Annotated in this window: 26 protein-coding genes; 9 read left to right on the top strand and 17 right to left on the bottom strand. The window is 67.4% G+C overall.

All coding sequences use genetic code 11. The features are described 5' to 3' along the window. Positions 1 to 86: 86 nt before the first annotated feature. From AC3FMM_RS01835 to pcaB, 3 genes are all read right to left on the bottom strand, one after another. On the bottom strand, positions 87 to 1,481 hold the full coding sequence (locus AC3FMM_RS01835; RefSeq protein ID WP_115712406.1) for a class II fumarate hydratase: 1,395 nt from the start codon (positions 1,479 to 1,481) through the stop codon (positions 87 to 89). A 3-nt stretch (positions 1,482 to 1,484) separates the two neighbouring features. Then, a complete protein-coding gene (locus AC3FMM_RS01830) occupies positions 1,485 to 2,471 on the bottom strand; it encodes a tripartite tricarboxylate transporter substrate-binding protein (RefSeq protein WP_115712404.1) in 987 nt (328 codons plus the stop codon). A 182-nt stretch (positions 2,472 to 2,653) separates the two neighbouring features. After that, the gene (gene pcaB, locus AC3FMM_RS01825) at positions 2,654 to 4,027 is read right to left on the bottom strand and encodes a 3-carboxy-cis,cis-muconate cycloisomerase (RefSeq protein ID WP_488686037.1); all 1,374 of its coding nucleotides are present in this window, start codon (positions 4,025 to 4,027) and stop codon (positions 2,654 to 2,656) included. 144 nt (positions 4,028 to 4,171) lie between these two features. Between pcaB and AC3FMM_RS01820 the strand changes: the two genes are divergently transcribed. After that, a complete protein-coding gene (locus AC3FMM_RS01820) occupies positions 4,172 to 4,906 on the top strand; it encodes a GntR family transcriptional regulator (RefSeq protein WP_488686036.1) in 735 nt (244 codons plus the stop codon). 34 nt (positions 4,907 to 4,940) lie between these two features. On the opposite strand, the gene AC3FMM_RS01815 is transcribed toward AC3FMM_RS01820, so the two are convergent. Further along, on the bottom strand, positions 4,941 to 5,657 hold the full coding sequence (locus AC3FMM_RS01815; RefSeq protein ID WP_488686035.1) for a TetR/AcrR family transcriptional regulator C-terminal domain-containing protein: 717 nt from the start codon (positions 5,655 to 5,657) through the stop codon (positions 4,941 to 4,943). Positions 5,658 to 5,801: 144 nt separating this feature from the next. On the opposite strand from AC3FMM_RS01815, the gene AC3FMM_RS01810 reads away from it, so the two are divergent. From AC3FMM_RS01810 to AC3FMM_RS01795, 4 genes are all read left to right on the top strand, one after another. Next, entirely contained in the window at positions 5,802 to 6,587 is a 786-nt protein-coding gene (locus tag AC3FMM_RS01810; RefSeq protein WP_326347899.1) for an aldolase, read from the top strand. Between the two features lie 79 nt (positions 6,588 to 6,666). Next, positions 6,667 to 8,211, top strand: coding sequence for an FAD-dependent monooxygenase (locus AC3FMM_RS01805; RefSeq protein WP_115712394.1), 1,545 nt, complete (start codon positions 6,667 to 6,669; stop codon positions 8,209 to 8,211). Next, positions 8,211 to 9,686, top strand: coding sequence for an aldehyde dehydrogenase family protein (locus tag AC3FMM_RS01800; protein ID WP_414248319.1), 1,476 nt, complete (start codon positions 8,211 to 8,213; stop codon positions 9,684 to 9,686). The genes AC3FMM_RS01805 and AC3FMM_RS01800 overlap by 1 nt, the downstream gene beginning before the upstream one ends. Further along, positions 9,686 to 10,090 carry a RidA family protein gene (locus AC3FMM_RS01795; protein ID WP_115712382.1) on the top strand — a complete coding sequence of 135 codons (405 nt, stop codon included), beginning with the start codon at positions 9,686 to 9,688 and terminating at the stop codon, positions 10,088 to 10,090. The genes AC3FMM_RS01800 and AC3FMM_RS01795 overlap by 1 nt, the downstream gene beginning before the upstream one ends. A gap of 51 nt (positions 10,091 to 10,141) precedes the next feature. On the opposite strand, the gene argC is transcribed toward AC3FMM_RS01795, so the two are convergent. Continuing rightward, complete coding sequence (gene argC / locus AC3FMM_RS01790; RefSeq protein WP_488686089.1) at positions 10,142 to 11,071, bottom strand: N-acetyl-gamma-glutamyl-phosphate reductase; 930 nt, start codon at positions 11,069 to 11,071, stop codon at positions 10,142 to 10,144. A gap of 131 nt (positions 11,072 to 11,202) precedes the next feature. On the opposite strand from argC, the gene AC3FMM_RS01785 reads away from it, so the two are divergent. Both AC3FMM_RS01785 and AC3FMM_RS01780 read left to right on the top strand, forming a co-directional pair. After that, positions 11,203 to 12,087 (top strand): LysR family transcriptional regulator, encoded by an 885-nt coding sequence (locus tag AC3FMM_RS01785; RefSeq protein WP_488686034.1) that lies wholly within the window; start codon positions 11,203 to 11,205, stop codon positions 12,085 to 12,087. A gap of 393 nt (positions 12,088 to 12,480) precedes the next feature. After that, positions 12,481 to 13,845, top strand: a complete 1,365-nt coding sequence (locus AC3FMM_RS01780; RefSeq protein ID WP_488686033.1) for a sigma 54-interacting transcriptional regulator — start codon at positions 12,481 to 12,483, stop codon at positions 13,843 to 13,845. Here the strand turns inward: AC3FMM_RS01780 and AC3FMM_RS01775 are convergent. From AC3FMM_RS01775 to AC3FMM_RS01745, 7 genes are all read right to left on the bottom strand, one after another. After that, entirely contained in the window at positions 13,790 to 14,623 is an 834-nt protein-coding gene (locus AC3FMM_RS01775) for an amidohydrolase family protein (RefSeq protein WP_488686032.1), read from the bottom strand. The two genes, AC3FMM_RS01780 and AC3FMM_RS01775, sit on opposite strands and share 56 nt — an antisense overlap. Next, positions 14,620 to 15,429: a hypothetical protein gene (locus tag AC3FMM_RS01770; protein WP_488686031.1), complete on the bottom strand. Its 810-nt coding sequence runs from the start codon at positions 15,427 to 15,429 to the stop codon at positions 14,620 to 14,622. Before AC3FMM_RS01770 ends, AC3FMM_RS01775 begins: the two co-directional genes overlap by 4 nt. Next, complete coding sequence (locus tag AC3FMM_RS01765) at positions 15,407 to 16,546, bottom strand: aminotransferase class I/II-fold pyridoxal phosphate-dependent enzyme (RefSeq protein WP_488686030.1); 1,140 nt, start codon at positions 16,544 to 16,546, stop codon at positions 15,407 to 15,409. The genes AC3FMM_RS01770 and AC3FMM_RS01765 overlap by 23 nt, the downstream gene beginning before the upstream one ends. A gap of 60 nt (positions 16,547 to 16,606) precedes the next feature. Continuing rightward, on the bottom strand, positions 16,607 to 18,655 hold the full coding sequence (locus AC3FMM_RS01760; protein ID WP_116313501.1) for an 8-amino-7-oxononanoate synthase: 2,049 nt from the start codon (positions 18,653 to 18,655) through the stop codon (positions 16,607 to 16,609). A gap of 19 nt (positions 18,656 to 18,674) precedes the next feature. Beyond that, positions 18,675 to 20,066: a hypothetical protein gene (locus AC3FMM_RS01755; protein ID WP_115712369.1), complete on the bottom strand. Its 1,392-nt coding sequence runs from the start codon at positions 20,064 to 20,066 to the stop codon at positions 18,675 to 18,677. Between the two features lie 51 nt (positions 20,067 to 20,117). Beyond that, positions 20,118 to 21,065 (bottom strand): hypothetical protein, encoded by a 948-nt coding sequence (locus AC3FMM_RS01750; RefSeq protein WP_116313500.1) that lies wholly within the window; start codon positions 21,063 to 21,065, stop codon positions 20,118 to 20,120. Between the two features lie 343 nt (positions 21,066 to 21,408). Further along, positions 21,409 to 22,470: a hypothetical protein gene (locus tag AC3FMM_RS01745; RefSeq protein ID WP_326347892.1), complete on the bottom strand. Its 1,062-nt coding sequence runs from the start codon at positions 22,468 to 22,470 to the stop codon at positions 21,409 to 21,411. Here AC3FMM_RS01745 and AC3FMM_RS01740 point away from each other — a divergent pair. Both AC3FMM_RS01740 and AC3FMM_RS01735 read left to right on the top strand, forming a co-directional pair. Next, positions 22,469 to 22,816 (top strand): hypothetical protein, encoded by a 348-nt coding sequence (locus tag AC3FMM_RS01740; protein ID WP_240987734.1) that lies wholly within the window; start codon positions 22,469 to 22,471, stop codon positions 22,814 to 22,816. The genes AC3FMM_RS01745 and AC3FMM_RS01740 overlap by 2 nt on opposite strands. 301 nt (positions 22,817 to 23,117) lie before the next feature. After that, positions 23,118 to 23,597 carry an SRPBCC domain-containing protein gene (locus tag AC3FMM_RS01735; protein WP_326347891.1) on the top strand — a complete coding sequence of 160 codons (480 nt, stop codon included), beginning with the start codon at positions 23,118 to 23,120 and terminating at the stop codon, positions 23,595 to 23,597. A 66-nt stretch (positions 23,598 to 23,663) separates the two neighbouring features. On the opposite strand, the gene AC3FMM_RS01730 is transcribed toward AC3FMM_RS01735, so the two are convergent. The 5 genes from AC3FMM_RS01730 to AC3FMM_RS01710 form a co-directional block, all read right to left on the bottom strand. Further along, positions 23,664 to 23,879, bottom strand: coding sequence for a hypothetical protein (locus AC3FMM_RS01730; RefSeq protein WP_018005122.1), 216 nt, complete (start codon positions 23,877 to 23,879; stop codon positions 23,664 to 23,666). Positions 23,880 to 23,966: 87 nt separating this feature from the next. Beyond that, the gene (locus AC3FMM_RS01725) at positions 23,967 to 24,602 is read right to left on the bottom strand and encodes a TetR/AcrR family transcriptional regulator (RefSeq protein WP_115712361.1); all 636 of its coding nucleotides are present in this window, start codon (positions 24,600 to 24,602) and stop codon (positions 23,967 to 23,969) included. 13 nt (positions 24,603 to 24,615) lie between these two features. Continuing rightward, the gene (locus AC3FMM_RS01720; protein ID WP_115699735.1) at positions 24,616 to 25,002 is read right to left on the bottom strand and encodes a nuclear transport factor 2 family protein; all 387 of its coding nucleotides are present in this window, start codon (positions 25,000 to 25,002) and stop codon (positions 24,616 to 24,618) included. Between the two features lie 22 nt (positions 25,003 to 25,024). After that, positions 25,025 to 25,810: an SDR family NAD(P)-dependent oxidoreductase gene (locus AC3FMM_RS01715; RefSeq protein ID WP_115681741.1), complete on the bottom strand. Its 786-nt coding sequence runs from the start codon at positions 25,808 to 25,810 to the stop codon at positions 25,025 to 25,027. A 37-nt stretch (positions 25,811 to 25,847) separates the two neighbouring features. After that, positions 25,848 to 26,750: an alpha/beta fold hydrolase gene (locus AC3FMM_RS01710; protein ID WP_488686029.1), complete on the bottom strand. Its 903-nt coding sequence runs from the start codon at positions 26,748 to 26,750 to the stop codon at positions 25,848 to 25,850. Between the last annotated feature and the right edge of the window lie 22 nt (positions 26,751 to 26,772).

Here is a 26,772-nt window from a genome sequence, read left to right as displayed (position 1 = left end):
TTCTATATTTCGCGCCGGTGTCGCAGCACACTGCCCGCGTGAAAAGAATCCCCGATCTCGCGCATAGTGGCCCCAGTCTGCCCAGGTTATCCCGCACCATGTGCCATGCGCCGCAAATCAACGAGACGGTCATACTCGTCGCCGCTCAGGATTCCCAGGTTGACGGCCGCCTCGCGTGCGGTACAACCGTGAGCCTTGCCATGTGCGACGATCCGCGCCGCCTGATCGTAGCCAATATGCGGGTTGAGCGCGGTAGCTGCCAGGAGCGGAGCGTCAAGCTGGCGCGCCAGTCGATCACGATCAGGTTCCAGTGCGGGAATCACCCGTTCTGCCATGGTACGAGCGCTATCGGCAAGCACACGGATCGACTGCAGCACGTTGTAGATGAGCACCGGTTTGGCCACATTAAGTTCGAAGCTGCCGGATGCCCCCGCCATGGTTGCGGTGACGTGGTTGCCGGCAACCTGCATGCCCGCCTGCGCCATGACCTCGGCGATGGTCGGATTGCGCTTTCCCGGCATGATCGACGATGTCAGGCCCTCATCCGGCATGACAAGCTCTCCGATGCCACAGTGCGGGCCGGAACTCATCCAGCGCAGGTCATTGGCGATCTTGATGAAAGAGGCCGCGATGACGTTCAACACGCCGGACAATTCCAATAGCGCATCGTGTGCGGCCATGCCCTCGACCTTGCATGGGTTCGGACGGAATGGCAGGCCGGTCAAGCGACTCGCCTCGGCGCAGAATGCCTCGGCGAAACCTGCCGGCGCATTGAGCCCCGTGCCTGCCGCCGTGCCTCCCTGCGGCAGGGACAGCAGGCGCGGCATCGTAGCTTCCACCCGCTCGATGCCATGGCCCACCTGGGCCGCGAAAGCCTCGAAGCCCCGTCCCAGCGTGGTTGGCACCGCATCCATCAGATGGGTGCGGGCCAACTTGAGGATGTCCGCAAAGGCGGCCGCGCGCGACTGCAGACTGGCACGCAGCGCGCCCAGCGCCGGCAACAGGCGGTCTTCGAGCTCAATCACGGCGCTCAGGTGCATCACGGTCGGAAAGCTGTCGTTGGACGACTGAGAGCGGTTGACGTGGTCGTTGGGATGGACCGGATGCTTCGTGCCCAGCGCCTCGCCCAGCCGCTCGTTGGCACGATTGGCGATGACCTCGTTGGCGTTCATATTGGTCTGGGTGCCAGACCCCGTTTGCCAGATGGTCAGCGGAAAGTGCGCATCGAAGGCACCGCTGCGCACCTCGGCCGCGGCGGCGACGATGGCCTGGGCCAAACCGGGCTCGAGTTCCCCGCACTTCAGATTCGCAACGGCCGCCGCCATCTTGTGCAGGCCGAACGCATGAATCAGGCATGCCGGGAACCGCTCGGTGCCGATGTCGAACACGGCCAATGCGCGCTGGGTCTGGGCGCCCCAGTACCGGTCAGCCGGAATATCAACCGGACCAAAGGCGTCATGCTCTACGCGAGTCTTAATCATCGTTCAATCCAGCGAGATATTTGCCTTGGCCGCCAGCACCTTCCAGCGCGCCACCTCGCTCTCGGTATGTTTGCCGAGTGCGCTGGCCGTGTACTTGCCCGCCGGCAGCATCTGGATGGCCTGCGCGGACAGGCGGTCCGTGAATGCCTTGTCATTCATGACCTTCAGGTAGGCGGCCTGCACCTTGTCGATCACCGGCTGCGGCGTTCCCCTCGGGGCGTAAATGCCGTACCACGTGGCCGCTTCGAAACCGGGGGCCACCGTTTCCGCCAGCGTCGGCACGTCCTTGAGCTGCCCCACCCGCGTTGCCGAGGTGACGGCGAGGGGACGGACCTTCGCTTCCGTGATTTGCGGCAAGGCCGTGTTGGTCTGGTCGAACATGCCATCGACCTGTCCGCCGATCACATCGATCAGTGCGGGTCCTGCGCCCTTGTAAGGCACCAGCGAAACCTTGATACCCGCCGCCGAAGCAAACATCGCCGCGATGAGGTGCGAGGTGGAGCCCATGCCCGCATTGCTGATGAACAACTTGCTCGGGTTCTGCTTGCCGTACTCGACCAGCGCTTTCACGTCCTTGGCCGGATGGTCCTTGCGAACCATCAGCACCATCGGCGTATCGGGGAAGCGAAACACCGGGGCGAAATCCTTCACCGGATCATAGGGCAGCTTCTTGTACAGCGCGGGGGCAGCGCCCATGTAGCCCATGTGTCCGACCAGCATGGTGTAGCCGTCGGCCTGCGCGCGGGCCGCCTTGGCCGCCCCGACCGTACCGCCTGCGCCGGGGGAGTTGTCGATAACGATCGACTGCCCCAGCTCGCGCGACACACGTTCTGCAATATTGCGGGCCAGCGCGTCGGTGGGGCCACCGGCCGCGAACGGGACGATCCATGTGATCGGCTTGGTCGGCCACGCCTGGGCATGGGCCGACGCTGTGGCGGCGAGCATAGTGACGGCCAGTGCGGCACGCACGAAGTTGGTGAAGGGTTGCATGCTTTGTCTCCTGTATGCGTCTTATAGATGGGATGGTCAGCGGGCCATGGCCCGCCCCAGCGGCACGCCGTCGGGATTAACCAAGACGGCGGTACCACGGCAGCCGCTTGGGTGTCGCCTCGATCGGCGCGTGAGTGGAAGAAGGATTCATCCATGTCTCCTGCGAACCGGGGCGTGCGACTTCAGGCCACCTCGCCGGACAGCGCAATGGCGCGATCTACCATTTGCGGCGCAAGGCCGAGGTAGTTCACCGGGTCCACCATGTGTTCGATGTCTTCGCGGTCGAAGTGCTGCGTCACGGCGGGCAGCGCGAGGAGCGCTTCGGCCAGCGTGCCGCCCTGCTCGTTCACGGTGCGGCAAGCGTCGTAGACCACGTCATGGGCCTGCTGCCGGCCAATGTGCGGGGCCATGCGCATCATTACGGCTTCGGCCACGATCAGGCCCTTGGAAATGCCGAGGTTCGTGGCCATGCGAGAAGCATCGACGATCAGTCCGCCAAGCGCGAACTTGGCCTGGTGGAGTGCGCCGGCCGTCAGGATGAAGCTCTCGGGGATGGCGATCCACTCGGCATGCCAGGGTCCGGTGGCGCGCTCGAAATCCTGCACCAGTGCATCCACCATCAGGCCGGCGTGCTGGCGCACGGCCTTCGAGGCGGCCAGCATCAGCTCGCTCGAGATCGGGTTGCGCTTCTGCGGCATGGTGCTGCTAGCACCCCGCCCCTTGACAAAAGGCTCATAGACTTCGGCAAACTCGGTCGAGGCCATGATCATGATGTCCAGCGCGATCTTGCCGAGCGAGCCGGTGATGAGTGCCAACAGGTTCACCGCCTCCGCGAAGCCGTCGCGCGCCACGTGCCAGGTGGTAGCCGGCACGCCCAGGCCCAGTTCCTGCGCCAGCGCGCGCTGGACCTCCAACCCCTTCTCGCCCAGCGACGCCAGCGTGCCCGCGGCCCCTGCAAACTCGACCACGGCCACCCGCGGGCGCAGTTCAGCCAGGCGCTGCTGGTGGCGGTCGAACATCGCCAGCCAGATGGCAACCTTGTAGCCGAAGGTCACCGGCAAGGCTTGCTGAAGGTGGGTACGGCCAGCCATCGGGGTGTCGCGGTGCTTGACAGCCAGGCCGGCCAGTATGTGGCGCAAGGCGCGGATATCGGCTTCGATGCTGTCGAGCGCGTCCCGCACCTGCAAGGCCACGGCGGTGTCCATGATGTCCTGGGTGGTGGCACCCCAGTGAACATAGCGGCCGGCCTCGCCACACATTGCCACCAACTGATGCACCAGCGGCAGGATCGGATAGCCGACAATATCGGTTTCTTCGCGCATGTGGTCGAAGTCGATACGCTCGATACGGCTTTCCCGGGCAATGACCTCGGCCGCCTGTTCGGGGATGACGCCGGTACGTGCCTCTGCCCTGGCCAGGGCGACTTCAACGTCGATGTAGCGTTGTACGAGTGCGCCATCCGAGAAGATCTCGCGCATGGCTTTGGTGCCGAAGGCATCGCGAAACAGCGCGGAATCAACGACGGTACTGGCAGCAGGAATCGTGTAGTGGGGCATGACGGACCTTGTGGAAATCAGGCGGAAACTCGAATATGTTCGAACATATCCGTCATTAAATATGTTCGAACATATCTTGGAAATGCGTGTTAACCCTGGAAAGGGGCGCGTTTCAGGTCACCATAAAAGTGCTGTGAAAGGCCAATGAGCAAATCAAACGCTGCAGACATCAAAGGGCAATTGCTGGACGGCATCACCTCAGGTCGCTTCCCGGTAGGGACGCTGCTGCCCACAGAGTTCGAGCTATGCGAGCAGTACCAGGCCAGCCGCTACACGATTCGTGCGGTGCTGCAAGAACTGCAGGACATGGGGCTGGTATCGCGCCGCAAAAACGTCGGCACACGCGTGGAAGCCATGCGGCCGAAGGCCGTGTTCAAGCCGACGCTGGCGTCCGTGGAAGACCTGATGCAATTTGGCGAAACGCACCGCCGGGTGGTGCAATCGGTGGAAACGGTGACCGCGCCGGCGGAGGTAGCGGCGGATCTGGGCGGCACGCCCGATACGCTGTGGCTGCGCATTTCGAGCGTACGGCTGGACGAGGACGCCAGCGCCGCACCGATGGCGTGGACCGACATCTATATCGATGCCGGCTATGCGGATATCGGGCGGATCGTGCGCGGCATGCCGGACGTGCTGGTCAGCTCCTTGATCGAGTCACGCCACGGTCGACCGATCGCCGAGATCGAGCAGGACGTACGAGCTTCGACGCTGCAGGACACGCGCATCGGCCATGCGTTGGGGCTGGAGTTGGGATCGCCTGTGCTGAAGATCGTGCGCCGCTATATCGACGAAGCGGGGGAAACGTTCGAGGTATCGGTGACCATCCATCCCGCAGAAACGTTCTCCGTTACGACTCGCCTGAAGCGCACGGCGGGATGATTTTTATAAGCGAATCGGGCGCGCCAGGCTTCCATTATCCGCGACGTTCAGAACGTCTTCTTGCCGGACTGGCAACGCTCTTGCCTGCATTCAGGGATGGAGCAGCCTTGCTCGGGGGCTCGCCGGCCTGCTGCTTGACGCCTGCGATGATCAGTTCCAGCCCCGTACTGAACCGTGCGTCGAAATCGGTGGAAAAGATGGCCTCCCGGGCCGCCATATTCCTCGGATAGCTGCGCTGCGCCAACTCTTCGAAGGCAGTCTTGCGTGAAGCGACATCGAACGCGCTGTGGGGGCCGAGTGCCTGTTCTTCCATCACAAAGCCCAGGATGTAGTAGAGAACGCTGAAGGAATACGTCGAGGCACGGCCCACATCGACGCCAGCCAGCGCGAATGCTTCCAGCATCGACTCGTTGATGCGCAGCACGTTGTCCGACACGACATAGGTGCCCGCAAAGACGCGGGCACCATCACGGCGCTGCAGTAGCGCCTGCCGCAGCGCGGCAGCAATTTTCCTGAGCCGGCTGTCCCACGGCTGATCCGTGCCCTGGGGCAGGACAACATTGATGACCAGTGCGTCCGCCACGGCATCAATAAGTTCTTGTTTCCCGCTGAAATGCCAATAGAGCGAAGGGGCCTGTATGTCGAGGGCCAGCGCCAGCTTGCGCAGCGTCAAGCCATCAAGACCCTCCTGATCCAAAAGGTCCAAGGCAGCTTGAATGACCTGGTCACGTTGAATCTTTGGAGCTTTCATTCCAATCCGTGTTTGCAATCTAACACCGTTAGTGTACCATCCATCGCGATTACCTAACATCGTTAGGTTTGATCCCGCTTAGGCACGCCGGACAGACGTGCGCCGCCGAGCGAGGGATGGCAGGAAAACCAAAGGAGGCAACAGATGACGCATGAGGACCGGAAGAGCTTCACGGAGGATCAGATCAGACGGTTGGCCGGCGGCCTTCAACCCGGCACCTGGACGGAGGAGGAGAAGATCGCGCTTGCATGCCGCATGCTGGCGCTGGAAGGACACTCGCGCACACTCGCGGGACAAATTACGGTGAGAAGCGCCGACGACACGTTCCTGACGACGCCACTGGCAGTGGGTTTCGACGAGGTCGACACCAGCCAGATCCTTCGCATCGACGAATCGATCAACGTCATCCAGGGCAGCGGCGCCGCCAATCCGGCGATCCGCTTTCACCTGTGGATATACCGCGCCCGTCCAGACGTCAATTGCATCATCCATACCCATCCGCCATACGTATCGGCCCTGTCCATGACCGGGCGGCGCTTGCGCGTGGCCCACATGGATGCCACGCCGTTTGCCGATGACTGCGGCTTTCTCGCTGAATGGCCTGGACTGCCGATCGCCGACAGCGAAGGCGAGATCATTGCCACGGCACTCGGAAAAAACCGAAGCGTGCTGCTTGCGCATCACGGTTTTCTCTGCGCCACCGGCTCCATCGAGGAGTCGGCTTATCTGTCGATGCTGATCGAGAACGCTGCCCAGCTGCAACTGTTGGCTGAGTCGACCGGCTCGATTGCCGAACTGGATCCTGGCCTTGCAAGGGAATCCCATGACTTTCTGCTGCGCCCGGAAATCGTCCGGGCGAGCTTTGCCATGTTCGGCCGACGGGCGCTCCGCGCCGGTTTGCCAACGCCATGGGCTGGCCGGGCTTCCTGACTAGCCGTCATGTCGAAACACGTCGGAAATTGCCACCGACAACGACCGACCCAGGAACCAATACCTTCGGGAGTAGAAAATGCTTACCAAATATCAAGTCGTCATTGCCGGTGCTGGTCCGGTAGGGTGCTGGCTGGCGGGAGAATTGCAACTCGCCGGAATCTCGACACTAGTGCTGGAGCAAAGCGAATCGATCGATCCTCAGTCGCGGGCTTTGACTGTGCACCCACGCACGATCGAGACCTTCGCATCGCGAGGCGTGGAAAAGGCGTTTCTCGATGAGGGAGTTGCAATCCCTGCCGGACATTTCGGGCTTCTGGATTACCGGCTCAATTTCCGTCCGCTCGAGTCGCCGTACCCCTTTACCCTGGCGATTCTTCAAGCGCGGACAACCGAGTTGCTGCAACAGCGCGCACGCGATCTCGGCGCCGAGATCCGACGCGGGCACAAAGTCCAGTCATTTGCGGAAACCGACTCGGCGGTCGCCGTCGCGGTGCAAGGTCCAGGTGGGCCCTATTCCGTGGACACTGAGTACCTCGTCGGCTGCGATGGCGTGCGAAGCACGGTACGGAACTGCGCCGGGATTCCCTTCCCCGGTACCGATGCCACCGTCTACGGATGGTTGGGCGACGTCATTCTGGACGCCCCGCCCGACGACGTTGCCATCAACAAATGGACGTCCGCGGGCGCGATTGCGGTAGTCAAGCTGCCGGGAGGGCGTCATCGGCTTGTCGGCATCTCGCCCGATGACGTCCGGACGGATCGTCCCGGCGAGTTCACGCTCGATGAACTGCGGGCAAAAACTGTCGCGATCATGGGGACTGACTATGGCATGCACAGTCCTTCGTGGCTGTCGCGCTACAGCAATACCGCCCGGCAAGCCGAGGCTTACCGCAAGGGACGCATCCTGCTGGCCGGCGACGCTGCGCACCAGCATATGCCGGCCGGCGGCGTCGGCCTGAACGTCGGCATCCAGGACGCCATGAACCTCGGCTGGAAACTCGCCGCGACGATCCATGGCTGGGCCCCGGCGGGCCTGCTCGACAGCTACCACGCCGAACGCCATCCGGTCGGTCAGAACCTGCTTGAGCACACCCAGGCGCAGACGCTCCTGATGAGTGTGTTCACCAATGAATGCCGGGATCTGCGTTCATTGCTCCAGAAGCTGATCCTGGAGAACCCGGCGCTCGAGATGAGCCTGGTCAAGCGGCTGACTGGCCTGTCGGTTGCCTACCCGTCCGCCGAGCCGGCTCATGCTCTCGTCGGACAGCGTGTTCCAAACCTGATGTTCCAGCGCTCCGGCGAGGGGGTCTTCCAGAAGCTTCACAACGGGCGCTATGTCATGCTGGATCTGCGAGCCAATACGGCATGTTCCAGCCCGCTCAGCGGCGATGACCTTGGTCGCCACGCCAGCTCTTGCGTCGACGTGCATTTCACTGCGTTGACAGCCGATGCGCCCGCCCCCTGGGCCGGTCTCACCGCAATGCTGGTGCGTCCGGATGGATATCTTGCCTGGGCCAGCGAGGACCATGAGACCGCGGCACTGAAAGCCGGGTTAGCCAGGGCAGGCAGCGCAACGTTTGCACCAGCCTCGGCAGCCTCGATCACAGCGGAGGTCCACTGATGAACCCGTACTCGACGCAAGCGCTCAAGGCCGACGGCGGATCAACAGTCTTGCCCGACTGTATGCTTGTCGACGGCGCCCTGGTCAAGGGCGCCACCACCATGGACGTAGTGAATCCGGCCACCGGCATGGCCTTCGCTGTCGCGCCGCGCGCCTCGGCCCAACAGGTCGAGCAGGCCATAGCCAGCGCCAAAGCAGCGCTGGAGAAGTGGTCGCGCAGCGATCTGGCGCACCGGCGCAGTGTGCTGCGGGATATTGCCGACGCCGTCGACGCGAATGCCGGCCGGCTTGCATGGCTGCTCACGCAGGAACAGGGCAAACCCATTGCCGATGCGATGATGGAAGTCCAGGGCACAGCCACGTTCTTCCGGCATGTCGCCGAGGCCGAACTGGCGCCGGTTCTCCTCGAGCACAGCGGGGTCCGCCAGGTCGAACTGCATCGACGGCCGCTGGGCGTGGTCGCGGTCATCGTGCCCTGGAATTTCCCGTTGCTGCTGATGGCCTTCAAGGTTCCTGGCGCGCTCCTGACCGGTAACACCGTCGTGATCAAGCCCGCCGCGACAACCCCGCTGACGACACTGATGTTCGCCCGGCTGGTTGCCTCCATCGTTCCGGCCGGCGTTCTCAATGTGATTACCGACAGCAACGATCTGGGCAGCATCCTGACCTCGCATCCGGATGTCGCGAAGGTGTCGTTTACCGGGTCCACGGCAACCGGGTACTCGGTGATGGCCAATGCGGCGAAGACGCTGAAGCGTGTCACCCTCGAGCTGGGCGGAAACGACCCGGCCATCGTGCTGGATGACGCCGTTCCCGCAGACATCGCGCAGGGCATTTTCCGTGCTGCCTTCTTCAATGCAGGTCAGGCGTGCATTGCCATCAAGCGCCTGTACATCCACGCATCCATCTACGACGAGCTTTGCGCCGAGCTGGTCAGCCTTGCCACAGGCGTCACGGTTGGCGACGGATCGGACAGCCGGACGACCATGGGGCCACTCCAGAATCGTGCCCAGTATGAAAAGGTCAAGGGCATTCTGGCGGACGCCGCTATGAAGGGACGGATTGTGACTGGCGGCCAGATTGACGATAGCGAAGGCTACTTCATCCGTCCGACCATTGTCGCTGACATCGGGGAAGGTGCCCGACTGGTCGACGAGGAGCAGTTTGGCCCGGTGCTGCCGCTCATTCGCTACACCGATCTCGATGACGCCATCCGGCGCGCCAATGCCAGCGAATACGGACTCGGGGCGTCGGTGTGGTCCTCGGACGTGAGCCGGGCCCGGGAGGTGGCGGAACGACTGGTATGCGGCAGCGTCTGGATCAACCAGCATCTTGATCTGGCACCGCATATTCCGCAGGCGGGCGCAAAGCAGTCTGGCTTCGGCGTAGAGCTTGGCGGCGAAGGCCTTCTGGAGTTTACCCAGATTCAAGTCGTCAACATCCGGGGCGACAAGGTACAAGAGGAGTTGAGTTGATGGGAAACAGCGTACGCAGGATCAACCCTCCGGGGCTTCCGCAGCTTGAGAGCGTGATCTCCCACGCGATCATCGTGGAGCCGGCAGGCCTGATCTATACCTCGGGCCAGCTGTCATGGGATGAGAGCGGTGCCCTGGTCGAAGGCACGATGATCGAGCAGTTTCACCGGGCCTATGCCAACATCGATCTCGTGCTCCAGGCCGCAGGGTCTTCGCGGGAAAGGATCGTGAACGAGGTGATCTACCTGGTCGACTATTCGCCCGATACCGCCGGTGAACTGGTTGCCGCGCTCGCATCGGCACGGCCGCCAGGGTCGGTTCCGCCCACGAGTACCGTCGTCGGGGTCCAGACGCTTTTCGCGCCTGGCTTCCTTGTCGAGGTGCAAGTGGTTGCAACGGCCTGACCAGGTTACGGGGGCGTCCAGCACCGAACGCTGGCTCCGCCCCACCGGCCACTATTGCCGCATGAGCATCAGGTCCAGGTTCTGCACCGCGGCTCCGGATGCGCCCTTGCCAAGGTTATCGAACACCGCGGACAGCAGCACATGCCCGTTTTCAACGTGGTGGAATACGCTCAAGTGCATGTCGTTCGTACCATTCAGCGCTTGCGGATCCAGGTGTGTCAGGGCGGCCGATTCGTGCAGCGGCAAGACCCGTACGTGCGTGGCCGCGGCATAGTGGCGCGCGAGGCAGGCGTGTAACGTGGCGCCGTCCACGCCAGGTGCCAGCTGCCGCAATGCCAGCGGCACCGTCAGCACGATGCCCTGGCGGAACGATCCGTACGCCGGGACGAAAATGGGACGCTGCGCAAGGCAGGCGTGCTGCCGGATCTCGGGCGCGTGCTTGTGCGCGAGTTCCAGGCCATAGACCTGGTATGCAGGCGCGTTGGCAGCGCCCGGCCCCTCATATTCCGCCACGCCGGCACGGCCGCGTCCGGAATACCCGGATACCGCGTGAATGCTGACCGGGTAATCGGCCGGTATCAGCCCGGCCTGCACCAGCGGACGCAGCAGGCCGACGGCACCGGTCGGATAGCAGCCGGGATTGGTGACCCGGGATGCATTCGCAATCTGCTCGGACTGCCCCGGCGCCATTTCCGGAAAACCGTAAGTCCAGTCCGGCTGTGTGCGATGGGCGGAGCTGGCGTCGATCACGCGCACGGCAGGATTGACGATCGCGCCCACGGCCTCGCGCGCAGCGGCGTCCGGCAAACAAAGGATGGCGATGTCGCAGGCGTTGATGGCTTCCGCGCGGCGCCGCGCATCCTTGCGCTCCGCTGCGGGAAGTGTGAACAGCCGGATGTCGGTGCGGTTGCGCAGCCGCTCGTGGATTTGCAGCCCGGTGGTGCCTTGGTCGCCGTCGATGAAAACTACGGGAGAGCTCATAGCTGGATGTCTCCGCTGACTGTGGGGGTTGAACAGGTAAAACCGAGCCACTATGTTGCGCGGGCGACTAGAATAGAGAAAGTTGAATTTCGTAAAGCAAACATTCAGTTTTCCTGAATCCGGACTTCGTCATGCGAGAGATCAGCCTGGACCGCTTGCGCACCCTGGTCGCCGTGACCGAGCGGGGTTCCTTTGCCGAGGCGGCGCGCGCCTTGCACCTGGCGCCGCCCACGGTCAGCCTCCACATCGCCGAACTCGAACACCGCATCGGGGCGCCGCTGCTGTTGCGCAAGCGCGGCCATGTGGGGCCGACGCCGATCGGCGCGCTGCTGGTGGAACGCGCGCGCCGGCTGCTGGCCGACGCGGAGCAGGCACTGGACGATATCCAGCGCCAGGTAGACGGGCTCGAAGGGCGTGCGCGCCTGGGCGCGTCCACCGGCGTGATCGCGCACCTGCTGCCGCAAGCGCTCGAGGCCCTGCGCGAGCACCATCCCGCCATCGACATCCAGATTGCCGTGCATACTTCGGAAGAAACCCTGTCCCGGCTGGTGGATGGAACGCTCGATATCGGAGTGGTCGCGCTGCCTCAGCCCCCGGTGGCCGGACTGGTGATAAAGCCCTGGCGCCGCGACCCGGTGATGGCCTTTGTGCCGGCGCACTGGCGGTGCCCGGCCCGCGTTACCCCGGAATGGCTGGCCGCCCAACCGCTCATCCTCAATGACGCGACCACGCGCCTGTCGCGCCTGACTACGGAGTGGTTCGCAACCGCCGGGCACCATCCCGCGCCCCGCATTCAACTGAACTACAACGACGCGATCAAGAGCCTGGTAGCGGCAGGTTATGGCGCAGCGCTGTTGCCGCATGAGGCCACTACGCCATTGCCCGACAGCCGCATTGTCATGCGTCCGCTGCGGCCGGCGTTGTGGCGACGGCTCGGTATTGCCTGTCGTGCGGGTTACCTTGAGCGCTCCACGCAACACGTACTGGACGTGTTGTGGGCCTTGCGGTTGCCGTAGGCGTTGCACCCGGAACAAGCGCCGGTGTTCCCACCTCTCCGCCCGCCAGTAACGCCGCAGCATCTCAGTCTTAAATTAACTTCATATTGCCTGCCCCGCTGGCGCTGACTAGTATTCTGAGACAAAAACTAAGGGGGGCTTCCATGCGGCCAATTCAGGTTTCCCTCGCAGGCAGGCGATGCTCCGGCCACTGGCTGCACGCACAGGCCTGCCCCGGCCTGACTATCCTCTCCGACGCGTCCGCGGCGTCACGCCGCCGACGGCCTCATCGCTACCGACACCCCCTGCCCGCCGCCTGATCCAGGCCGGCAGCGCCGCAGCGCATGGCGTGCGCAGATAGCACGCCCGCCCCGCAGCCCCTGCCGATGATCTCCTTTTCGTGCGGGGGCAAAAATGCGCGTAGTGCTGTATCACGACGATCGTGCCAGGCTCGAGCGCGATCTGCGCGAGCATGGGCTGCCCGACCAGGTGCCGCTGGACGACAACACGCGCGGCATGCTGGCGGTGCTGGTGGTGGCGGACGGCAATCGCGTCACCGAGGCGGCGCAGCGCTGGCTGCGCGCCGAGCCGCGCGCCGACGCCTTTATCGCCGGCTGCACCGCCGCCACCCGCTGCCATTGCATTCCGGAGGCATGGTGGCCGGCGGCGCTCTGCGATCTGGTCTGCGCGCCCGATCAGGACGCGCTGCTGACCGAACTGGCCGCGCGGCTGTGCCGCCTGGCCGAGATCGAAGCGGTGCTGGACGCACCGTGGTTGCGCGAGCGCGCCGTCGGGGATTCGCCGGCCTGGCGCGCCACCCTGCGCGCAGTGGCGCAGGTGGGCCGCTATGGCCGCGGCACCTGCCTGCTGCTGGGCGAAAGCGGTTGCGGCAAGGAACTGCTGGCACGGCTGATCCACGATCTCGATCCGGAGCGCCATCGCGCGCCGTTCGTGGTGGTGGATTGCACCACGCTCAGCCCGGAGCTGTCGGGCAGCGAACTGTTCGGCCATGCCAGGGGCGCCTTCACCCACGCCGTCTCGGCACGCGATGGTGCCGTGGCGATGGCCGATGGCGGTACGCTGTTCCTGGATGAAGTGGGGGAACTGCAGCTTCCGCTGCAGGCACGCCTGCTGCGCGTGATCCAGGAGCGCATGTACAAGCGCGTGGGCGAGGACACCTGGCGCAAGTCGGATTTCCGGCTGACGTGCGCGACCAACCGCGACCTCGAGACCGAGGTGCAGGCCGGCCGGTTTCGCAGCGACCTGTACTTCCGCATTACCCAGTGGACCGTGCGCGCGCCCTCGCTGGCCGAGCGTCGCGAGGATATCCCGCTGCTGGTGCGGCATTTCCTTGCAGAATGCCTGGCCGGCACCGGGCCGGGCCTGCCGCTGGTGATGCCGGAGGTCATGCATTACCTGGTGACGCGCGACTACCAGGGCAATGTGCGCGAACTGCGCAATGTGGTGTCACGCCTGGCCGAGCGCCAGCGCGGCTTCCAGGTGATCAGCACCGGCGGGCTCGACGGCCCCGTGCCGCAGATGCGCAACGGGCTCGCGGCGGACATCGTCAATCCGTGGCCGGAAGCGCTGCGGCATGCCATCGAAGGCGCACTCGATGCCGGGCTCGGGCTGAAGCATATCGGCCAGATCGCCGAGTCCATGGCGGTGCAGGTGGCCGAGAGCCGCCACGGCTGCACCAGCCGCGCGGCGGAGCTGCTGCAGGTCACGCCGCGGGCGCTGCAGTTGCGGCGACAGGTGCGGCCCGCGCCGTCGGCGTGAAGCGCTGGCCGGTGTGCACGCTGTTTCTGATCGGCGCTGGCGGCGGCAACGCTACCCGCGCCAGCAGGCGCAAGGCATTGCCACCGGCCATGCGCGCAAATGCGTCGGGCGTGGGACGCAGGGCACGCAGCTTGGCCAGCTCCAGGCCAGGGTGCAGCCACGGTCCATCCGAACCGAACAGCAGCTTGCCGGGGCCGGCGCGCCGGAACGCTTCCTCCAGCAGGTCGAAGCGCCGCACGCCCGAGGTATCGGCAAACAGGTTGGGATAGCGTGCGATCAGGTCCACCACTTGCCGCTGCGCCGCCCAGTCGTCGGCAAAGCTGCCCAGGTGCGCGAACACGAACGCCACCTCGGGATGGGTCTGGGCCAGCAGGCGCAGCGCGCCGGTCTCGCCGCCGGGGTCGTACAGCACCGGCAGCCGCCAGTGGCGCGCGGCATCGCAGACCTGCCGGTGGATCGGGGCATCGTGCCGATGCACCTTGATGCCGCGCAGGCCCAGCCGCAGCACGGCTTCCTCGATCATGCGATGGACGCGGTGCCGGTCACGTTCGGCATGGATCATGGCAAAGCCGGTAAAGCGCCCGGGATCGGCGCGCGCCAGCGCCGCCACGTCGCGGTTGCCGCGCAGGTAGTCCGACTGGAACACGGGCAGCAGCACCGCATGCGCGATGCCGGCCTGCCGCGCGCGCCGGACATAATCGGCCAGCGGCGCGGTGGTGTCCCACGGGCCCGTCATGCCGTCGCCCTGCCCGGCATGGACATGGAAATCGACGATCATCGCGACAGCTCGAAGCGCTGGCCGGGCCCGTACTGCAGGTCATTGCCGGCGCCGAGGATGCCGGCCGGGACCAGGTTGCGGATCGACAGGCCGCTGCCGACGGTGACCGTGCCGCGCAGCTTGTCGTTGGCCAGCGCGAAGCCCTTGCTGGCAAGCGTGCGCACGATCGCGTGCTCGACCGCCGCCCGTTCGCCGGCGCTGGCCACGTTGGCCGTCCATACCGTCAGCGGCGGCGCGCAAGTGCACGCGGCGCCGGCGCGCGCGCTGCCCTGGCGCGCGTGGTACCAGCCATGCACGCCCAGCCGTGCCGGCAGGCTGGCCGCCGTGCCGACATAGACCGGCGTCGCACCGCGCTGGAACAGGTAGACGCCGCCGCCGCGCGTGGCGCGCGCGGCGGCGTCCAGGCTCGGCCAGCGCCGCCATTGCAGCGTCACGTTGGCGGATTTGGGCTGGGACTCGAATGCCAGTTCCGCAAGCGCTGGCTCGCTCTCGTAGCGGCTCGCCGGCGCGCGCCACCGGTCCAGGCTGAGCCCCACCAGCGACAGCCGCCCCGCCTGCTGCCGGGCCAGCAGGCAGGCGCGGCAGCACGCGCCGCCGCTGTCCAGCCGGCTCTCATACCGCGCCGTACCGCGGCGCGAAGGCGTGCCGATGCGCCGTGCGCGGGCCACCAGCTGGCGCAGGTCGGTCAGCAGTGCCTGCGGCGGCGTGCCGGCCGGATAGCGGCGCACCTCCGCCAGCAGCCGCAGCAGCCGGCGCATGCGCCACGGCGCCAGTTCCAGTGTTTCACCTTCCGCAGTCTTGAACATGGAGGCTCTCCCGATAGGCCGGCGGCGCACGCCCGCGCGGCACGGCCGGCTGGCCCGCCAGCAAGGCAAGCGCCTGCAGCAGGCCGTCAATCTCTTGCGGTGCATGGCTGGCACGCACCACCACCGCCACGGCGCAGCGCCCTTCGGCCTGCCGCAGCAACGCCGTGCGGAAGCCCGCGGCGCGCAGCCCCGCGTGCAGCGCGCGCGTGCGCCCGGCAGAGCCCAGCCGCAGCTGCTGCATGGGGTGCAGCGGCACGCTGACCTGCAGGTCCGGCAAGCGCTGCTGCGCCAGCCAGCGCAAACCCCGCCGCAGGCGCCGCACGCGCTCCAGCAACGCCGCGCGCAGCGCGTCGCCGTCGCAACCGTTGCGCGCCAGCGCGTTCAGGCCGGCCAGCAGCGCGGCCTGCGAAGCAGCGCTGCAATGGGCCTGGGTCGGGCCGTCGCGGGCGATCTCGCCCACCAGCGCGGCGGGGCCACACAGCGTGGCCAGCGGCGCGCCGAAGGCCTTGGCCCACGATGCCAGCAGCAGCACCGGCTCGGCGGGCGCCAGGCCCGCGTAGCGCAGCAGCCCGCCACCGCCGCTGCCCCACGGACGTCCGGGCCCGGGTTGCGCGCCGGCCAGGCCCAGCAGCTGCGTGTGGTCGGCCACCACCAGGCCGCCACGCTCGCGCACCAGCGCCAGATAGCGGCGCAGCGCCACCGGCGCGCCTTCGCGGCGCGTGCCGTCGGTGACCACCGCGGGCGGACGGGTGCCAGTGCCCTGGCGCAAGCGCCGCGCCAGGTCCGCCAGGTCGGCATGGCGGAACAGCGTGACCGGGGCGCCCAGCCCGCGCACCCGCTCGAGCCCCCAGCGCATCACCGGGTAGAGGGTGTCATCCGCTACCAGTGCATGCGTGCGCCCGAGCCGGTCGAACAGGTCCAGCGACAGGTGCAGCGTCGACGGCCCGGCCAGGCCCGCCTCGCAACCCTGCAGCGCTGCCGCCTGCGCCGCCAGCGTGCCGGCCAGCGGCGACACGGCCAGCGCGGCGGGCGTGCCGGTCGTGAGCGCCGCATAGCTGCCCAGTTGCGCGGCGGGATGCGACATGCCCAGGTAGAGCGCCGACGCGAAATCGATCATGGCCGCCTGCCTCTCCTCTCGCCTGTCCTCGCTGTCGCTGCCGTTCCCGCTGGGCCACGCTCAGCCCACCCGCGCACCTCGGTGCTCTTGCAGCCGGCGCAGCAGGTGCATGCCCGGCACCTGCACGTCGACCGGCTCGGCACCGATGTCGACGCCGGTGACGGCCCGGTACGAGTGGATATAGGTCTGGATCTCGGGGCGGAAATACGCCGCCCAGTTCGCCGCGTTGGACGGATCCGTGACCGAATTCCAGTCGCTCCAGCGGATCGACGACACGATCTGTTCGCCCGTGGTGGCCAGCTGCCAGAACTGGTAGGTGTTGGTGTCGCCCCACCCCTGCAGCTTGCGCATGCTTTCCACCGAGTGCATCCACGGCTCCGGATACGCGATCATCGAGCGCCGCGGCAGGAACTCGCGGAACTCCGGTCGCGCCAGGATCCACTGCTGCATCATCATCTCGATGCGCGAGGTGGTCGGCAGGTCGCCGAACTGGTTATGCGCGCCCTCGGACAGGATCAGGTGCACCTCGCGCAGTGCGTTCAGCAGCGGGAAGCCATCCGGCACCACGGTGGTATCGTCCGCCTGCCGGAAGAACGGCACGCACAGGTTCAGCAGCGTATGGAACGCGCCCAGGAACTTGCTGCGGCTGTCGGCCGGCTGGATGCGTGGCACCGCGCGCCCGAACAGGCGGAAGCCATACTCGTGCAGATACTCGGCCGCACGCCGCTCGATCGGCAGCCGGTGCTGCTCATCCTGTACCCAGCCCCAGATGATGTTGCTCACCGGCCGCAGCGGATCCAGCTCGAGCTGGTTGAGCGGGTCCCTGGGCCCGCCGGACAGATTCTGGAAGCGGCGCGAGATGGCGTTCATGGTCTGCACCAGCTGCAGCTCCTCCATCCAGTAGCTCCAGATCAGTTCGATCAGCGGCGGCGCGCTCAGCTTGGCCGAGATGTCGTTGTTCCAGTGCTGCAGCCACAGGCAGCCGTCGCCGCACGGGCCGTCGTCGCGCGGCACCAGTTCGCGCGATTCCGACAGCGGCTCGGCGGGATGCATGGCGGGTTCCGTGGCGCCGGAACGCGCGAAGGACTCGCGCATGCTGTCGACGGTGCGCCCCGCGTCGGTGCCCTGCAAGCCCTGCACCACGCGCTCCAGGTAGGGCAGCGTGGGCGACCCGTTCTTGCCGAAATACTGGCTGGCGATGTCCTCCACCTGTGCCAGCTCCAGCCGCAAGCCGAGCCGTTCATTGGCCAGCCGGATCGCCGCTTCATCGGTCCGCAGCAGCCTGGCGATGGCGCCGCTGTCGTGCGGGGACGGCACCACGGCGCCCCACGTCACCACGAAGGCCTCGGTGGCCACCTTCAGCGCGCGGTAGGCGTCGGTGTCCGAGAACGGCAGGAAACGACGCCGGCTCAGCCGCGCGGCTTCGTCGTACAGCGCCGGGCCGGCGGGTGCGCCGGCGCGGGCGGGGAGCGGGCTGGTGCCAAAGAACAGCAGGTCCACCTGGCGCGCGTAGTTCGCCCAGCTCAGCATGTCCGCGTTGCGCTTGATCAGCAGCCACAGCGCCCAGTCCCCCGTCAGGTCGCGCGAGGTGCGCTTGAGGCTGAATGACGGCTCGTGGTAGTCCTTTACTCCCACCGGGCCGGAACGCGCCCCGATGGGGTCGACCTCGGCGCCGCTCGCTTCGTCGCCTTGCGGTTCGGCGCCCTCGCCGGCGTCAGGGTACGGCGGCGCCTTCAGCCGGCCCGGCACAGTGACCTCGCGCCGGCCGCCCAGCTTCGCGGCAGCATCGAACAGCATATCGTCCGGAATGCCCAGCGCCGCCAGCTTGCGCATGGTGCGCGCCACCTCGCCGAGCGCCGCGGACAGACCCTCTTCCCGCTGGCTCCAGGCGTCCGAAGGCCCGACGCGGATCTCCAGCCTGGCCTCGGTGCCGGGCTTCAGGCGCAGCTGCTCCATCTCGCGCGGCTCGCCTTCGCGTGCGTAGACCGCCAGCTTCAGGTATTTGTGGCCCTCGGTAAGCCTGGTGAAGTCATAGTGCCAGTCACCGTCGGTATTGCCTGTCGGCACCAGCGCGTACTCCACGCGACCCGACTCCGTGTTTGTGTTCATCACGTTCTCCTTCAGCAAATCACGCGTAGGCCGCGACTGGCATGCGCAGCGGCTGCCGTCGCTGGTTGAGCGCCTCGCTCAGCTGCGCGCTGCCGGCGCTCCAGGGCAGATAGCCGGCCAGTGCCCAGCGCTGCAGCAAGGCCGAGATGGTGCGCAACTCGACGTCTGGCGCGAGCAGGCCGCTGTAGCGGGCCTGCCCCAGCACCGCGAACGCCAGCGTCGGGGTATCGGCCAGGTACTGGTGCGGGCGCGACCGCACCAGGCGCCACAGCCGCAACAGGTTGGCGGGATCGCGGCCGGGCAGCCGCAGCGCCTGGCCCAGCGTGCGCCCGCCGAGCCGCGGCGCGCGCAACGCGAGCAGCCTGGTCACGAACGCCGGGATCGACTGGTCCAGCTGCGCGAACGCGCGCCGTTGCGCGGCGCTCATCTGCCAGCGCGGATAGAGCCGTTCCCACACCTGCTCGAGCGCATCCCACTGCGGATGCGGATACAACGCCCGGCCCATCGCCACCGACAGCTTGACGCGGATCCACGGTGCCGGATGCGGGTCGTCGAGGTTGATGCGCAGCACGAAGGCGCGCGGCAGGCTCACCACGCTCATCAGCCCGCACGTGGCGGTGATGCCCACCCGCGACACCGCCCACAGATCGGCGACGATCTCGCTGATCCAGCGCTCCCAGGCGCGCCAGACTTGCGGCGGCGCCGTCGCCGCTGGCCTGTCGCTCCGCATCGCACCGGCGCCGCCAGACACCAGCCGCAGCGTCCGCTGGCCGCCTGCGGCGGCACGGCGGTACGCATTGGCCAGGTCCAGCAGCGCGGCCGCCTGGTGGCCAACTTCGTGGAACAGGGACGCGGCCAGGCCGGTGCCCACCATGCGCTCACGCGGCATGCGAATCACCGCCACCGGATTGGCGCCGCCACCGGGCAGGCGCGTCCGCGCCCGCCGGATCGCGCCGCCATGGCCGCGCTCGACATAGCAGATCACCTGCGGCAGGTCGATCGCCACGCCGGGCTGCCGCAGCCCGTCGCGCGCGGCCACGTCCAGCCCCGCCAGCCATACGCCGGTGCCATGCTGGCTGCGTTGCGTCAGCACTTCGGCAAAGATCTCGAAATGCGTGAGCGCGGCGTGGAAATACAGCTTGAGCATGGCGTAGCGCTGCTGTGCGCGCGCCACCGCGGCGGGTTCGGGCCGCGCGGCGCGCAGCGCGCCGAGGAAGCGCCCGATGCGCCGGCGCAGCTGGTGCCGCGCCGCCTGCATATGGCGCTCGATGGCGCTCATGGCTTCGTCGCTGATATTGGCGGCGGGGACCATCGGCATCTGCAGCGCGTAGGGCAGCTGCGCGTCCAGGCGGGCGCGGATGCCGAGCACCTCCTGTTCCAGCAACCGCAGGGCGTTGGCACAAGCGTTCATGACGGCGGCCTCGGGGTCGTAGCGCGAAGGTCGAAGGCGGATGGGGACGGCTCAGAACATCGGCCGAGGCGGTGCCAGGTACAGGATCAGCGCGCGCCCGTTGCGCGAACGCCGCCACTGCCCGCCCATCGGCAGCGCCGCCGCGGCCAGGCCGCCTTGCGCGGCTCCGTTGCCGCACGACGGGCACGACCCCGCGCCGCCATTGGCGTAGCCCGCATACGGACTGCGCACCGCCGCGGCCAGGCTGGCCACCGGCTGCGCCCCGGCAGCGCCGCTGGCCGCCGGCCCGAAGATCGGCGCCGTGCCCATCTGCCGCGCCGCCGCCACGCCGTTCTGCGAAATCGTGCGCATGGCGGGCAACAGCCCCGGCGCCACCTGGCGCGCAGCCTGCAGGAACGCCGCGCGCGCGGCACGCGACGGCGGCACGTTGCGCGGCATGGTCAGCAGATTGCGGGTCGCCTGCTGGCCGATGCGGACCACGCGGCGCGCCACCTCGAATTCGCGGTCCTCGTTGCTCAGGCCCTCGAGCTCCAGACCGAGCGCGCTGCCGGCCATGCTGGCCAGCTTGCCGCCGATCGCGCCGCCCGCCCCGGGCACCACCAGGTTGCCGAGCGCGCTGCCCACCACCGGCAACGCCGCCTTGGCCGCCGAACGCAGGATGCCGCCCAGCGCCTTGCCCGCCGACGACCTGGCAAAGCTGCTGGCGGCGCGCCCCACCGAACGCACCAGGCCGCCCAGGAACTGCTCCATTTCCTGTTCGCTGTTGACGGCCAGCAGCTCGGCCGCCAGTTCCATCTCCTGCATCTCGCCGGAGACCTCTTGCTCGAACTCGTTCTCGAATTCCCCCTCGCCCTCGAATTCGCCTTCGAACTCCGTCGCCATGCCGCCGAGTTCCTGGCCCAGCTCGCCCGCCTCCATCAGCTCCGAGGCCAGCTCCTGTTCGAGCTCGTTGTAGCCGGTGCCCCAACCGCCCGGCCTGGAAGTCCCGATATCGTGCATTTGCAGCTCCTTTCAGGTTAGGTTGGCGAGCCGCAGCGGAACTCGCGTGACCACCTTGTGCACGCGCCGTGCCAGCCCGCGCAGAAGGTCTAAGTCCCTGAAAAGGCAAGATATTGGGAAAGCCCCCGGCGGCCGGCGGCGAACCGCGCTTCGCGCGGCGCCGGCCTGGGGTGCGGGATCAGGCGAAGCATGCTTCGCTGCCCGGGCGCAGGCTGGAATGCAGGTCCGCGTGGTGTTCCGAGCCGGCGTGGCGCGACCTGCCCACGCCGTCACCGGCTTCACGCCGTCTGCTGTCTGCGCAGAAGATGGCGGCGGGAGACCATGCCCCCGCCGCCGGTCCCGCCTACTTGATGCAGGCTAGGTTCACGGCAAGGCCACCCCAATCGGTAGCCTGGTTGTTGTCGACCTGCACCTGCAGCTTGTCGCCATGGGTAACCGTCCCGGCCAGCGCCTCCTTGCTGCAGTTCTGCAGGCCATTGGTGATCTTGCAGCTCAGGTCGCTGACCTGTGCGAGCACCACCGAAGCCCCGGAACCGCTCACCTTGTGCACCGAGATGTCGAGCGTGCCCTGCACCTTGCCCAGCGTGCTCGCCGTAAGCGTGACGCGCGTGCAATCGTAGGGAATCACGACGCCGAAGTCCGACGGCAGCGCTACCGCCCCGCCGGCGCCGGTCATGGCATAGCGGCCGCGGCTGAGCGTATCCGGCACGTTGAAGTTGCCGTTGTAGACGGTGCCGTTGGCCATGGTCACGCCCGTCGTCGGCCACTTGCCGTCCTGCTTGGGACCGTACATCGTCCACGTGGTGGTGTCGAAGTAGAAGTCGCCGTTCACGCCGATGTCGTCGGTCGGTGCGCCGCTGCCGTAGAGGACATGGCCGCCATTGCCGACCGTGGTGCCGCCGGTGCCGCCGGTGCCGCCGGTGCCGCCGCTGCCGCCCGACTGGCTGACCAGCGAGACCCCTGCCGGCCATACACCGTCTGCCTTGGGCCCGTACAGCGTCCAGGTGCTGGTGTCGAGGTAGTAGTCGCCATTGTTGCCGAGGCTGTTCGCCGGCGCGCCGGTACCCGACAGCACCGTGCCGCCGCTGGGAGGCGGCGTGCCGGTGGCACTGCCGAGCGGCACGCCCGCCGGCCACGTGCCGTTGGCCTTGGGGCCGAACAGCGTCGAGGTCGAGGTGTTGATGTAGTAGTCGCCGTTGTTGCCGACGCTGTCGGTCGGATCGACCGAGCCGGACAGGATGGTGCTCCCCGCCGCACCGGTATTGCCTCCCGGACCCGCGAGCGAGACCCCTGCGGGCCACACGCCATTGGCCTTGGGCCCGAACATCATCCACGTCACGGTGTTCAGGTAGTAGTCCCCGTCCTTGCCGATCTCGGGTCCCGGGTCGGTGGTGCCGGACAGCATGGCACTGGTCGTTGCCGCGGCCGGAGCGGGCGTAGTCGGCGCGGTGGTCGTGCCTGGCGACGTGCCTGTCGAAGTGCCAGGCGACGTGCCCGTTGAAGTGCCCGTTGAAGTGCCCGGGCTCGCAGCGGCGCTGGTAGACGGGGAGTCGCCCCCTCCGCCACCGCCGCAGCCGGCGAGCGTGATGACAAGGCAGGCGAATGGCACGGCGGCCAGCTTGATGTGGGCGTTTTTCATGGGCTCCCCTTCCTCGGACTCTGCGGTCGTAAAGGTCGACGGCTGCGAAGGCGCCATCGATGAACCCAATCTAGTTGGCGGGAATGGAATGGAAAATCCGCTCGAAGGATGACCGAGGTATGTGTCCGGGATGAAACGCTGCGGGCGCTGCGCGCGGGCCCACCGGTGCGCCGCGAGCCCCCAAAGAAAAGCCGGCCATCGCCGATGGCCGGCCCAAGCTCACAGCAGATGGAGAAATGCGGCCCCGCCGCGCATCGCCGCCGCCGGACAGCGCGAGCGCGGGGCCAGCCTCAATTTGCATCAGCGCGATGGCGTCGCCTTCGTCCACCCGGACTCGTCCGTTCGGGGTATGCGGCGCGCCGGCGGGTGGCTCTAGTGTTTCCCTTCCCAATGACTTTGATGAAGGAGGAGACATGGCCAAGGCCGAGAATCTGGTGACGTCGATCCAGGTAGAAATCGAGGCGCCGGCAGCGCTGGTGTGGGAGGTACTGACCGACTTTGCGCGCTACGGCGAATGGAACACGTTCTGTCCCGGGCTGGAGACCACCGGGCGGCTCGGCGACATGGTGCACATGCAGGTGCGCATTCCCGGCACCGACCAGGTGATCCCGGTCAACGAGTACCTGGTAGCGTGGGAACCGGAGCGGCTGCTGTCGTGGGAGCAGCGCCCCACCGACGACAACAAGGACGCCGCGCGGCGCGACCAGTACCTGGTAGCGATCGGCCCGGGACGCAGCCGCTACTTCACCACCGACCTGTTCCTGGGCCTGAATGCCGAGACCATCATGCGCGAGCACGGTGCCTGGGTGAAGCAGGGCTTCGACCAGGTGGCACGCGACGTCAAGGCGCGCGCGGAAGCGCTGCAGGCCCAGCGGCAGGCCAGCCGCAACTGAGCAGGCGGCGCGCGGCCGGCCCGGAGCCCGGGCCGGTCACGGGGTCGGACTCACAGCGTCACTGCGTTACTGCGGCGGGCGCTGGCTCAGCACCACCAGCGCCGCGGCGCCGCGGCTGCGCACGCAGGCGTCATCGCAGCGCTCCAGGACGGCTTCGGCGGAGTGCAGTGTCACCGTGGGCCGATCGTCCTGGCCGGCATCCATCGCCAGCCCCCAGGCCACGCCCATGGCAGCGCCAGCCCCGACCAGGCCTGCCGCCCAACGAAATCCGAGCCGCTTCATCGCTGTCTCCTCCGCTTGCCCTGCTTTTATCCGGGCTATTGAAAGCATCGTAGTCAGCGGCGCGCCGGAGCTCTTCGTCCGAGCAGACTAAGGGGTATCCCGCATCAGCGCGGGGCCGGAAGTGGCGTGGGATCGACAGGAAGCGCGCGCGCCGGACAGCGCCGGCCCGCCTTGATACAGCCGGGCCAGCGCGGCGGCGCTGCCGGATAGCCCTGCGGGCGCCAGATGCATGGCGTGCGCGCCCAGCAGGCCCCACAGGTGTGCCACCAGCAGGCCGGCCAGGTCCGGAGTGGGCAACAGCATCGCGAACGTGACGCGCAGCGACTCGACGCCGCGCAGCACGCGCTCGCGCAGCGGACACAGTTCGCACGCTTCGCCGCACTTGTGCTGCAGCAGCGCGGCAATCAGGCTGACATGGCGCGCGAGTTCGTCGCCGTGCAGCAAGGCCTGCAATGCCTGCGCCAATGCGTCCGGGCCGGCACCACCCTGCGCCAGCGGCGCGAGCCGCGCGGCGAAGTCGGCTTCGGCGCAGGACAGCAGCGCGCCCAGCAGCTCGGCGCGGGAACGGAAATGCCCGTAGACGGCGCCGCGCGTCATGCCGATGGCACGCGCCACGTCGTCGACGGTGACGCAGTGCAGGCCGCGGTGGCGGATCAGCTGCTGCGCGCTGGCGAGGATGCGTGCGCGCGTGACGGCGGCATCCTCGCGGGTGTGGCGGGCCATCGGCGCGGCGCGCTTACACGAAATGGACGTCGTCCGGGCCCCAGTGGGCGCGCATGCTGCGGATGCGGCCGTCGTCGCCGAAGCTCATGATGTCGGTCACGTCGATGCGCGCCGGCCGCCCTTCCAGGCGCGCATGCACGGCGAAGGTCAGCGCGGCGGCATTGCCGTGCGAGCCGCGCGGCGGCGCCACCACCTCCAGCCGCGCGCCCAGCGCGGTGGCGTGCTGGTAGAACGCGAGGATGGCGGGCTTGCCAACGATGGGCTGCGCGCCGACGGGATCTTCCACGGTGGCGTCGTCGGCGTAAAGCGCGGCAACGCCCTGGGCGTCGCCGGCATTGAAGCGCTCGACATAGGCGAGCAGCGTCGCCTTCATCGCGGCGCTATCGGGAGACTGGGGCATGGGATTCTCCGGGTCGTGGGTGTCAGCGTGCGGTGTAGCCGCCGTCGATCACCAGTTCGGCGCCGGTGACGTAGCGTCCCGCGTCGGACACCAGGTACAGGATGCCCGCCGCGATGTCGCGCGGCTGGCCCACCTTGCCCGCGGGCGTAAGCCCGCCCAGGTAGTCGAACAGCCCCTCGCCCTGCCCCGAGGCCTGCGCCACGTGTTCCAGCATCGGCGTGCGGATAAAGCCGGGATGGATCGAATTGGCGCGGATGTTCTTGCCCGCGTACAGCAGCGCGTCGGTCTTGGCCATCATCCGCACCGCCGCCTTCGATGCGTGATACGGCGGCACGTCCGGCCCGCCGGCGATGCCGTACATCGACGACACATTGACGATGGCGCCGCCGCCGGCGCGCTCCATATGCGCGATGGCGTGCTTGGTGCACAGGAAGGTGCCGGTCACGTTCACCGCCATCACCTGCTGCCATTGCTCCAGCGCCAGTTCATGGGTGGGCGCATTGGGTCCCTCGATGCCGGCGTTGTTCACCAGGATGCCAAGGCCGCCGAAGCGCTCGGCGATCTCGGTGAACACGCGCGCCACCTCGTCTTCGCGGGTGACGTCGAGCTTCCAGAACGCGGCCTCGCCGCCGGCCGCGCAGATCGCTTCGGCCGTGGCCTTGCCGTCTGCTTCCAGCACGTCGAGCACGGCCACCCTGGCACCAGCGGCCGCAAGCATGCGCGCGGTCTCGGCGCCGATGCCGCGCGCGGCCCCGGTGATGGCCGCCACCTTGCCACGCAGGCCGAACAGGTCATACGGGTAATCCATGATGTCTCCTTGGTATTTATCGTGTGGGCGCAGGCAATTATGCCGCGCCGCCCGGGGCGGTATCGGCCAGGAAGCCCAGGCATTCGCGGTTGAAATACGCCGCGTGCTCGACCATCACCCAATGCCCGCAGCGATTGATCATGACAAAGCGCGCATCGGCGCAGCCGCTCAGGAACTTCGCCGCGCCCGAGGCGGGATTGAACTGGTCCTCGGTGCCCCAGAAGCCCAGCACCGGACAGCGGATCTCGCCCAGCCGCGCGGTCAGGTTGGGCACCTTCATGGTGGCCAGCACCTCGCGCGGCTGCTCGCGGCATACCGCCATGCGCTCGTCGACCAGCGCGTCGGTGACCAGGCTGGCGTCGTGCACCAGCAGTTGCAGCAGCTGGCGCATCGTATCGGGGTTCATGTGGCCGCCGGTAAACAGCGACACCATGCGCTGGATGCCCGGCATCTCGAAATAGGTCTCGCGCTCTTCCACGCCGCCGGGCGCCATCATCACCAGGCGGCTGACATGCTCGGGGTAATCGAGCGCGTACTGCAGCGCGATCGCGCCGCCCAGCGAATTGCCCACCAGCACGCAGCGCGGCAGTTCCAGCGCCAGCAGCTGCTCGCGCAGCGCGGCGACGAAGAAGTCCAGCGTGTATTCGATATCGTCCGGCTTGGACGACAGTCCGTAGCCCGGCAGGTCCACCACCACGGTGCGCAAGCCCGCCGCGGCGAACGCCGGCACGTTGTGGCGGAAGTTGCTGTGCCCGCTCGCGCCTGGTCCGCTGCCGTGGATAAAGACCACCGGCTCGCCGGCGCCGGCGTCCAGGCAGTGCAGGCGCAGCCCCTTGGCGGTAGTGATGAAGCGCCCCACCGGCAGGTTGGGGTGGAGCGAAGCTGGCTTGGTTGACGTGGACGAGGGTGTCGAGGACGTGTGCTGCGAGGTAGCGGACATGAGGGCGTCTCCCTAGGTTTGC

The sequence above is a fragment of the Cupriavidus sp. 207A1 genome (assembly GCF_057798955.1).
The sequence above is the reverse complement of the archived record's forward strand: the minus strand, read 5'-3'. Positions and strand labels throughout refer to the sequence as shown.

Coding starts and splice junctions, on each gene's coding strand:
- AC3FMM_RS01740 (WP_240987734.1), top strand. CDS start 22,469: ATGGCACTGGTCGTTGCCGCGGCCGGAGCGGGCGTAGTCGGCGCGGTG.
- argC (WP_488686089.1), bottom strand. CDS start 11,071: ATGAGCTCTCCCGTAGTTTTCATCGACGGCGACCAAGGCACCACCGGG.
- AC3FMM_RS01785 (WP_488686034.1), top strand. CDS start 11,203: ATGCGAGAGATCAGCCTGGACCGCTTGCGCACCCTGGTCGCCGTGACC.
- AC3FMM_RS01830 (WP_115712404.1), bottom strand. CDS start 2,471: ATGCAACCCTTCACCAACTTCGTGCGTGCCGCACTGGCCGTCACTATG.
- AC3FMM_RS01770 (WP_488686031.1), bottom strand. CDS start 15,429: ATGTTCAAGACTGCGGAAGGTGAAACACTGGAACTGGCGCCGTGGCGC.
- AC3FMM_RS01780 (WP_488686033.1), top strand. CDS start 12,481: ATGCGCGTAGTGCTGTATCACGACGATCGTGCCAGGCTCGAGCGCGAT.
- AC3FMM_RS01715 (WP_115681741.1), bottom strand. CDS start 25,810: ATGGATTACCCGTATGACCTGTTCGGCCTGCGTGGCAAGGTGGCGGCC.
- AC3FMM_RS01795 (WP_115712382.1), top strand. CDS start 9,686: ATGGGAAACAGCGTACGCAGGATCAACCCTCCGGGGCTTCCGCAGCTT.
- pcaB (WP_488686037.1), bottom strand. CDS start 4,027: ATGCCCCACTACACGATTCCTGCTGCCAGTACCGTCGTTGATTCCGCG.
- AC3FMM_RS01815 (WP_488686035.1), bottom strand. CDS start 5,657: ATGAAAGCTCCAAAGATTCAACGTGACCAGGTCATTCAAGCTGCCTTG.
- AC3FMM_RS01725 (WP_115712361.1), bottom strand. CDS start 24,602: ATGGCCCGCCACACCCGCGAGGATGCCGCCGTCACGCGCGCACGCATC.
- AC3FMM_RS01745 (WP_326347892.1), bottom strand. CDS start 22,470: ATGCTGTCCGGCACCACCGACCCGGGACCCGAGATCGGCAAGGACGGG.
- AC3FMM_RS01750 (WP_116313500.1), bottom strand. CDS start 21,065: ATGCACGATATCGGGACTTCCAGGCCGGGCGGTTGGGGCACCGGCTAC.
- AC3FMM_RS01760 (WP_116313501.1), bottom strand. CDS start 18,655: ATGAACACAAACACGGAGTCGGGTCGCGTGGAGTACGCGCTGGTGCCG.
- AC3FMM_RS01710 (WP_488686029.1), bottom strand. CDS start 26,750: ATGTCCGCTACCTCGCAGCACACGTCCTCGACACCCTCGTCCACGTCA.
- AC3FMM_RS01835 (WP_115712406.1), bottom strand. CDS start 1,481: ATGATTAAGACTCGCGTAGAGCATGACGCCTTTGGTCCGGTTGATATT.
- AC3FMM_RS01765 (WP_488686030.1), bottom strand. CDS start 16,546: ATGATCGATTTCGCGTCGGCGCTCTACCTGGGCATGTCGCATCCCGCC.
- AC3FMM_RS01810 (WP_326347899.1), top strand. CDS start 5,802: ATGACGCATGAGGACCGGAAGAGCTTCACGGAGGATCAGATCAGACGG.
- AC3FMM_RS01755 (WP_115712369.1), bottom strand. CDS start 20,066: ATGAACGCTTGTGCCAACGCCCTGCGGTTGCTGGAACAGGAGGTGCTC.
- AC3FMM_RS01735 (WP_326347891.1), top strand. CDS start 23,118: ATGGCCAAGGCCGAGAATCTGGTGACGTCGATCCAGGTAGAAATCGAG.
- AC3FMM_RS01820 (WP_488686036.1), top strand. CDS start 4,172: ATGAGCAAATCAAACGCTGCAGACATCAAAGGGCAATTGCTGGACGGC.
- AC3FMM_RS01720 (WP_115699735.1), bottom strand. CDS start 25,002: ATGCCCCAGTCTCCCGATAGCGCCGCGATGAAGGCGACGCTGCTCGCC.
- AC3FMM_RS01800 (WP_414248319.1), top strand. CDS start 8,211: ATGAACCCGTACTCGACGCAAGCGCTCAAGGCCGACGGCGGATCAACA.
- AC3FMM_RS01805 (WP_115712394.1), top strand. CDS start 6,667: ATGCTTACCAAATATCAAGTCGTCATTGCCGGTGCTGGTCCGGTAGGG.
- AC3FMM_RS01775 (WP_488686032.1), bottom strand. CDS start 14,623: ATGATCGTCGATTTCCATGTCCATGCCGGGCAGGGCGACGGCATGACG.
- AC3FMM_RS01730 (WP_018005122.1), bottom strand. CDS start 23,879: ATGAAGCGGCTCGGATTTCGTTGGGCGGCAGGCCTGGTCGGGGCTGGC.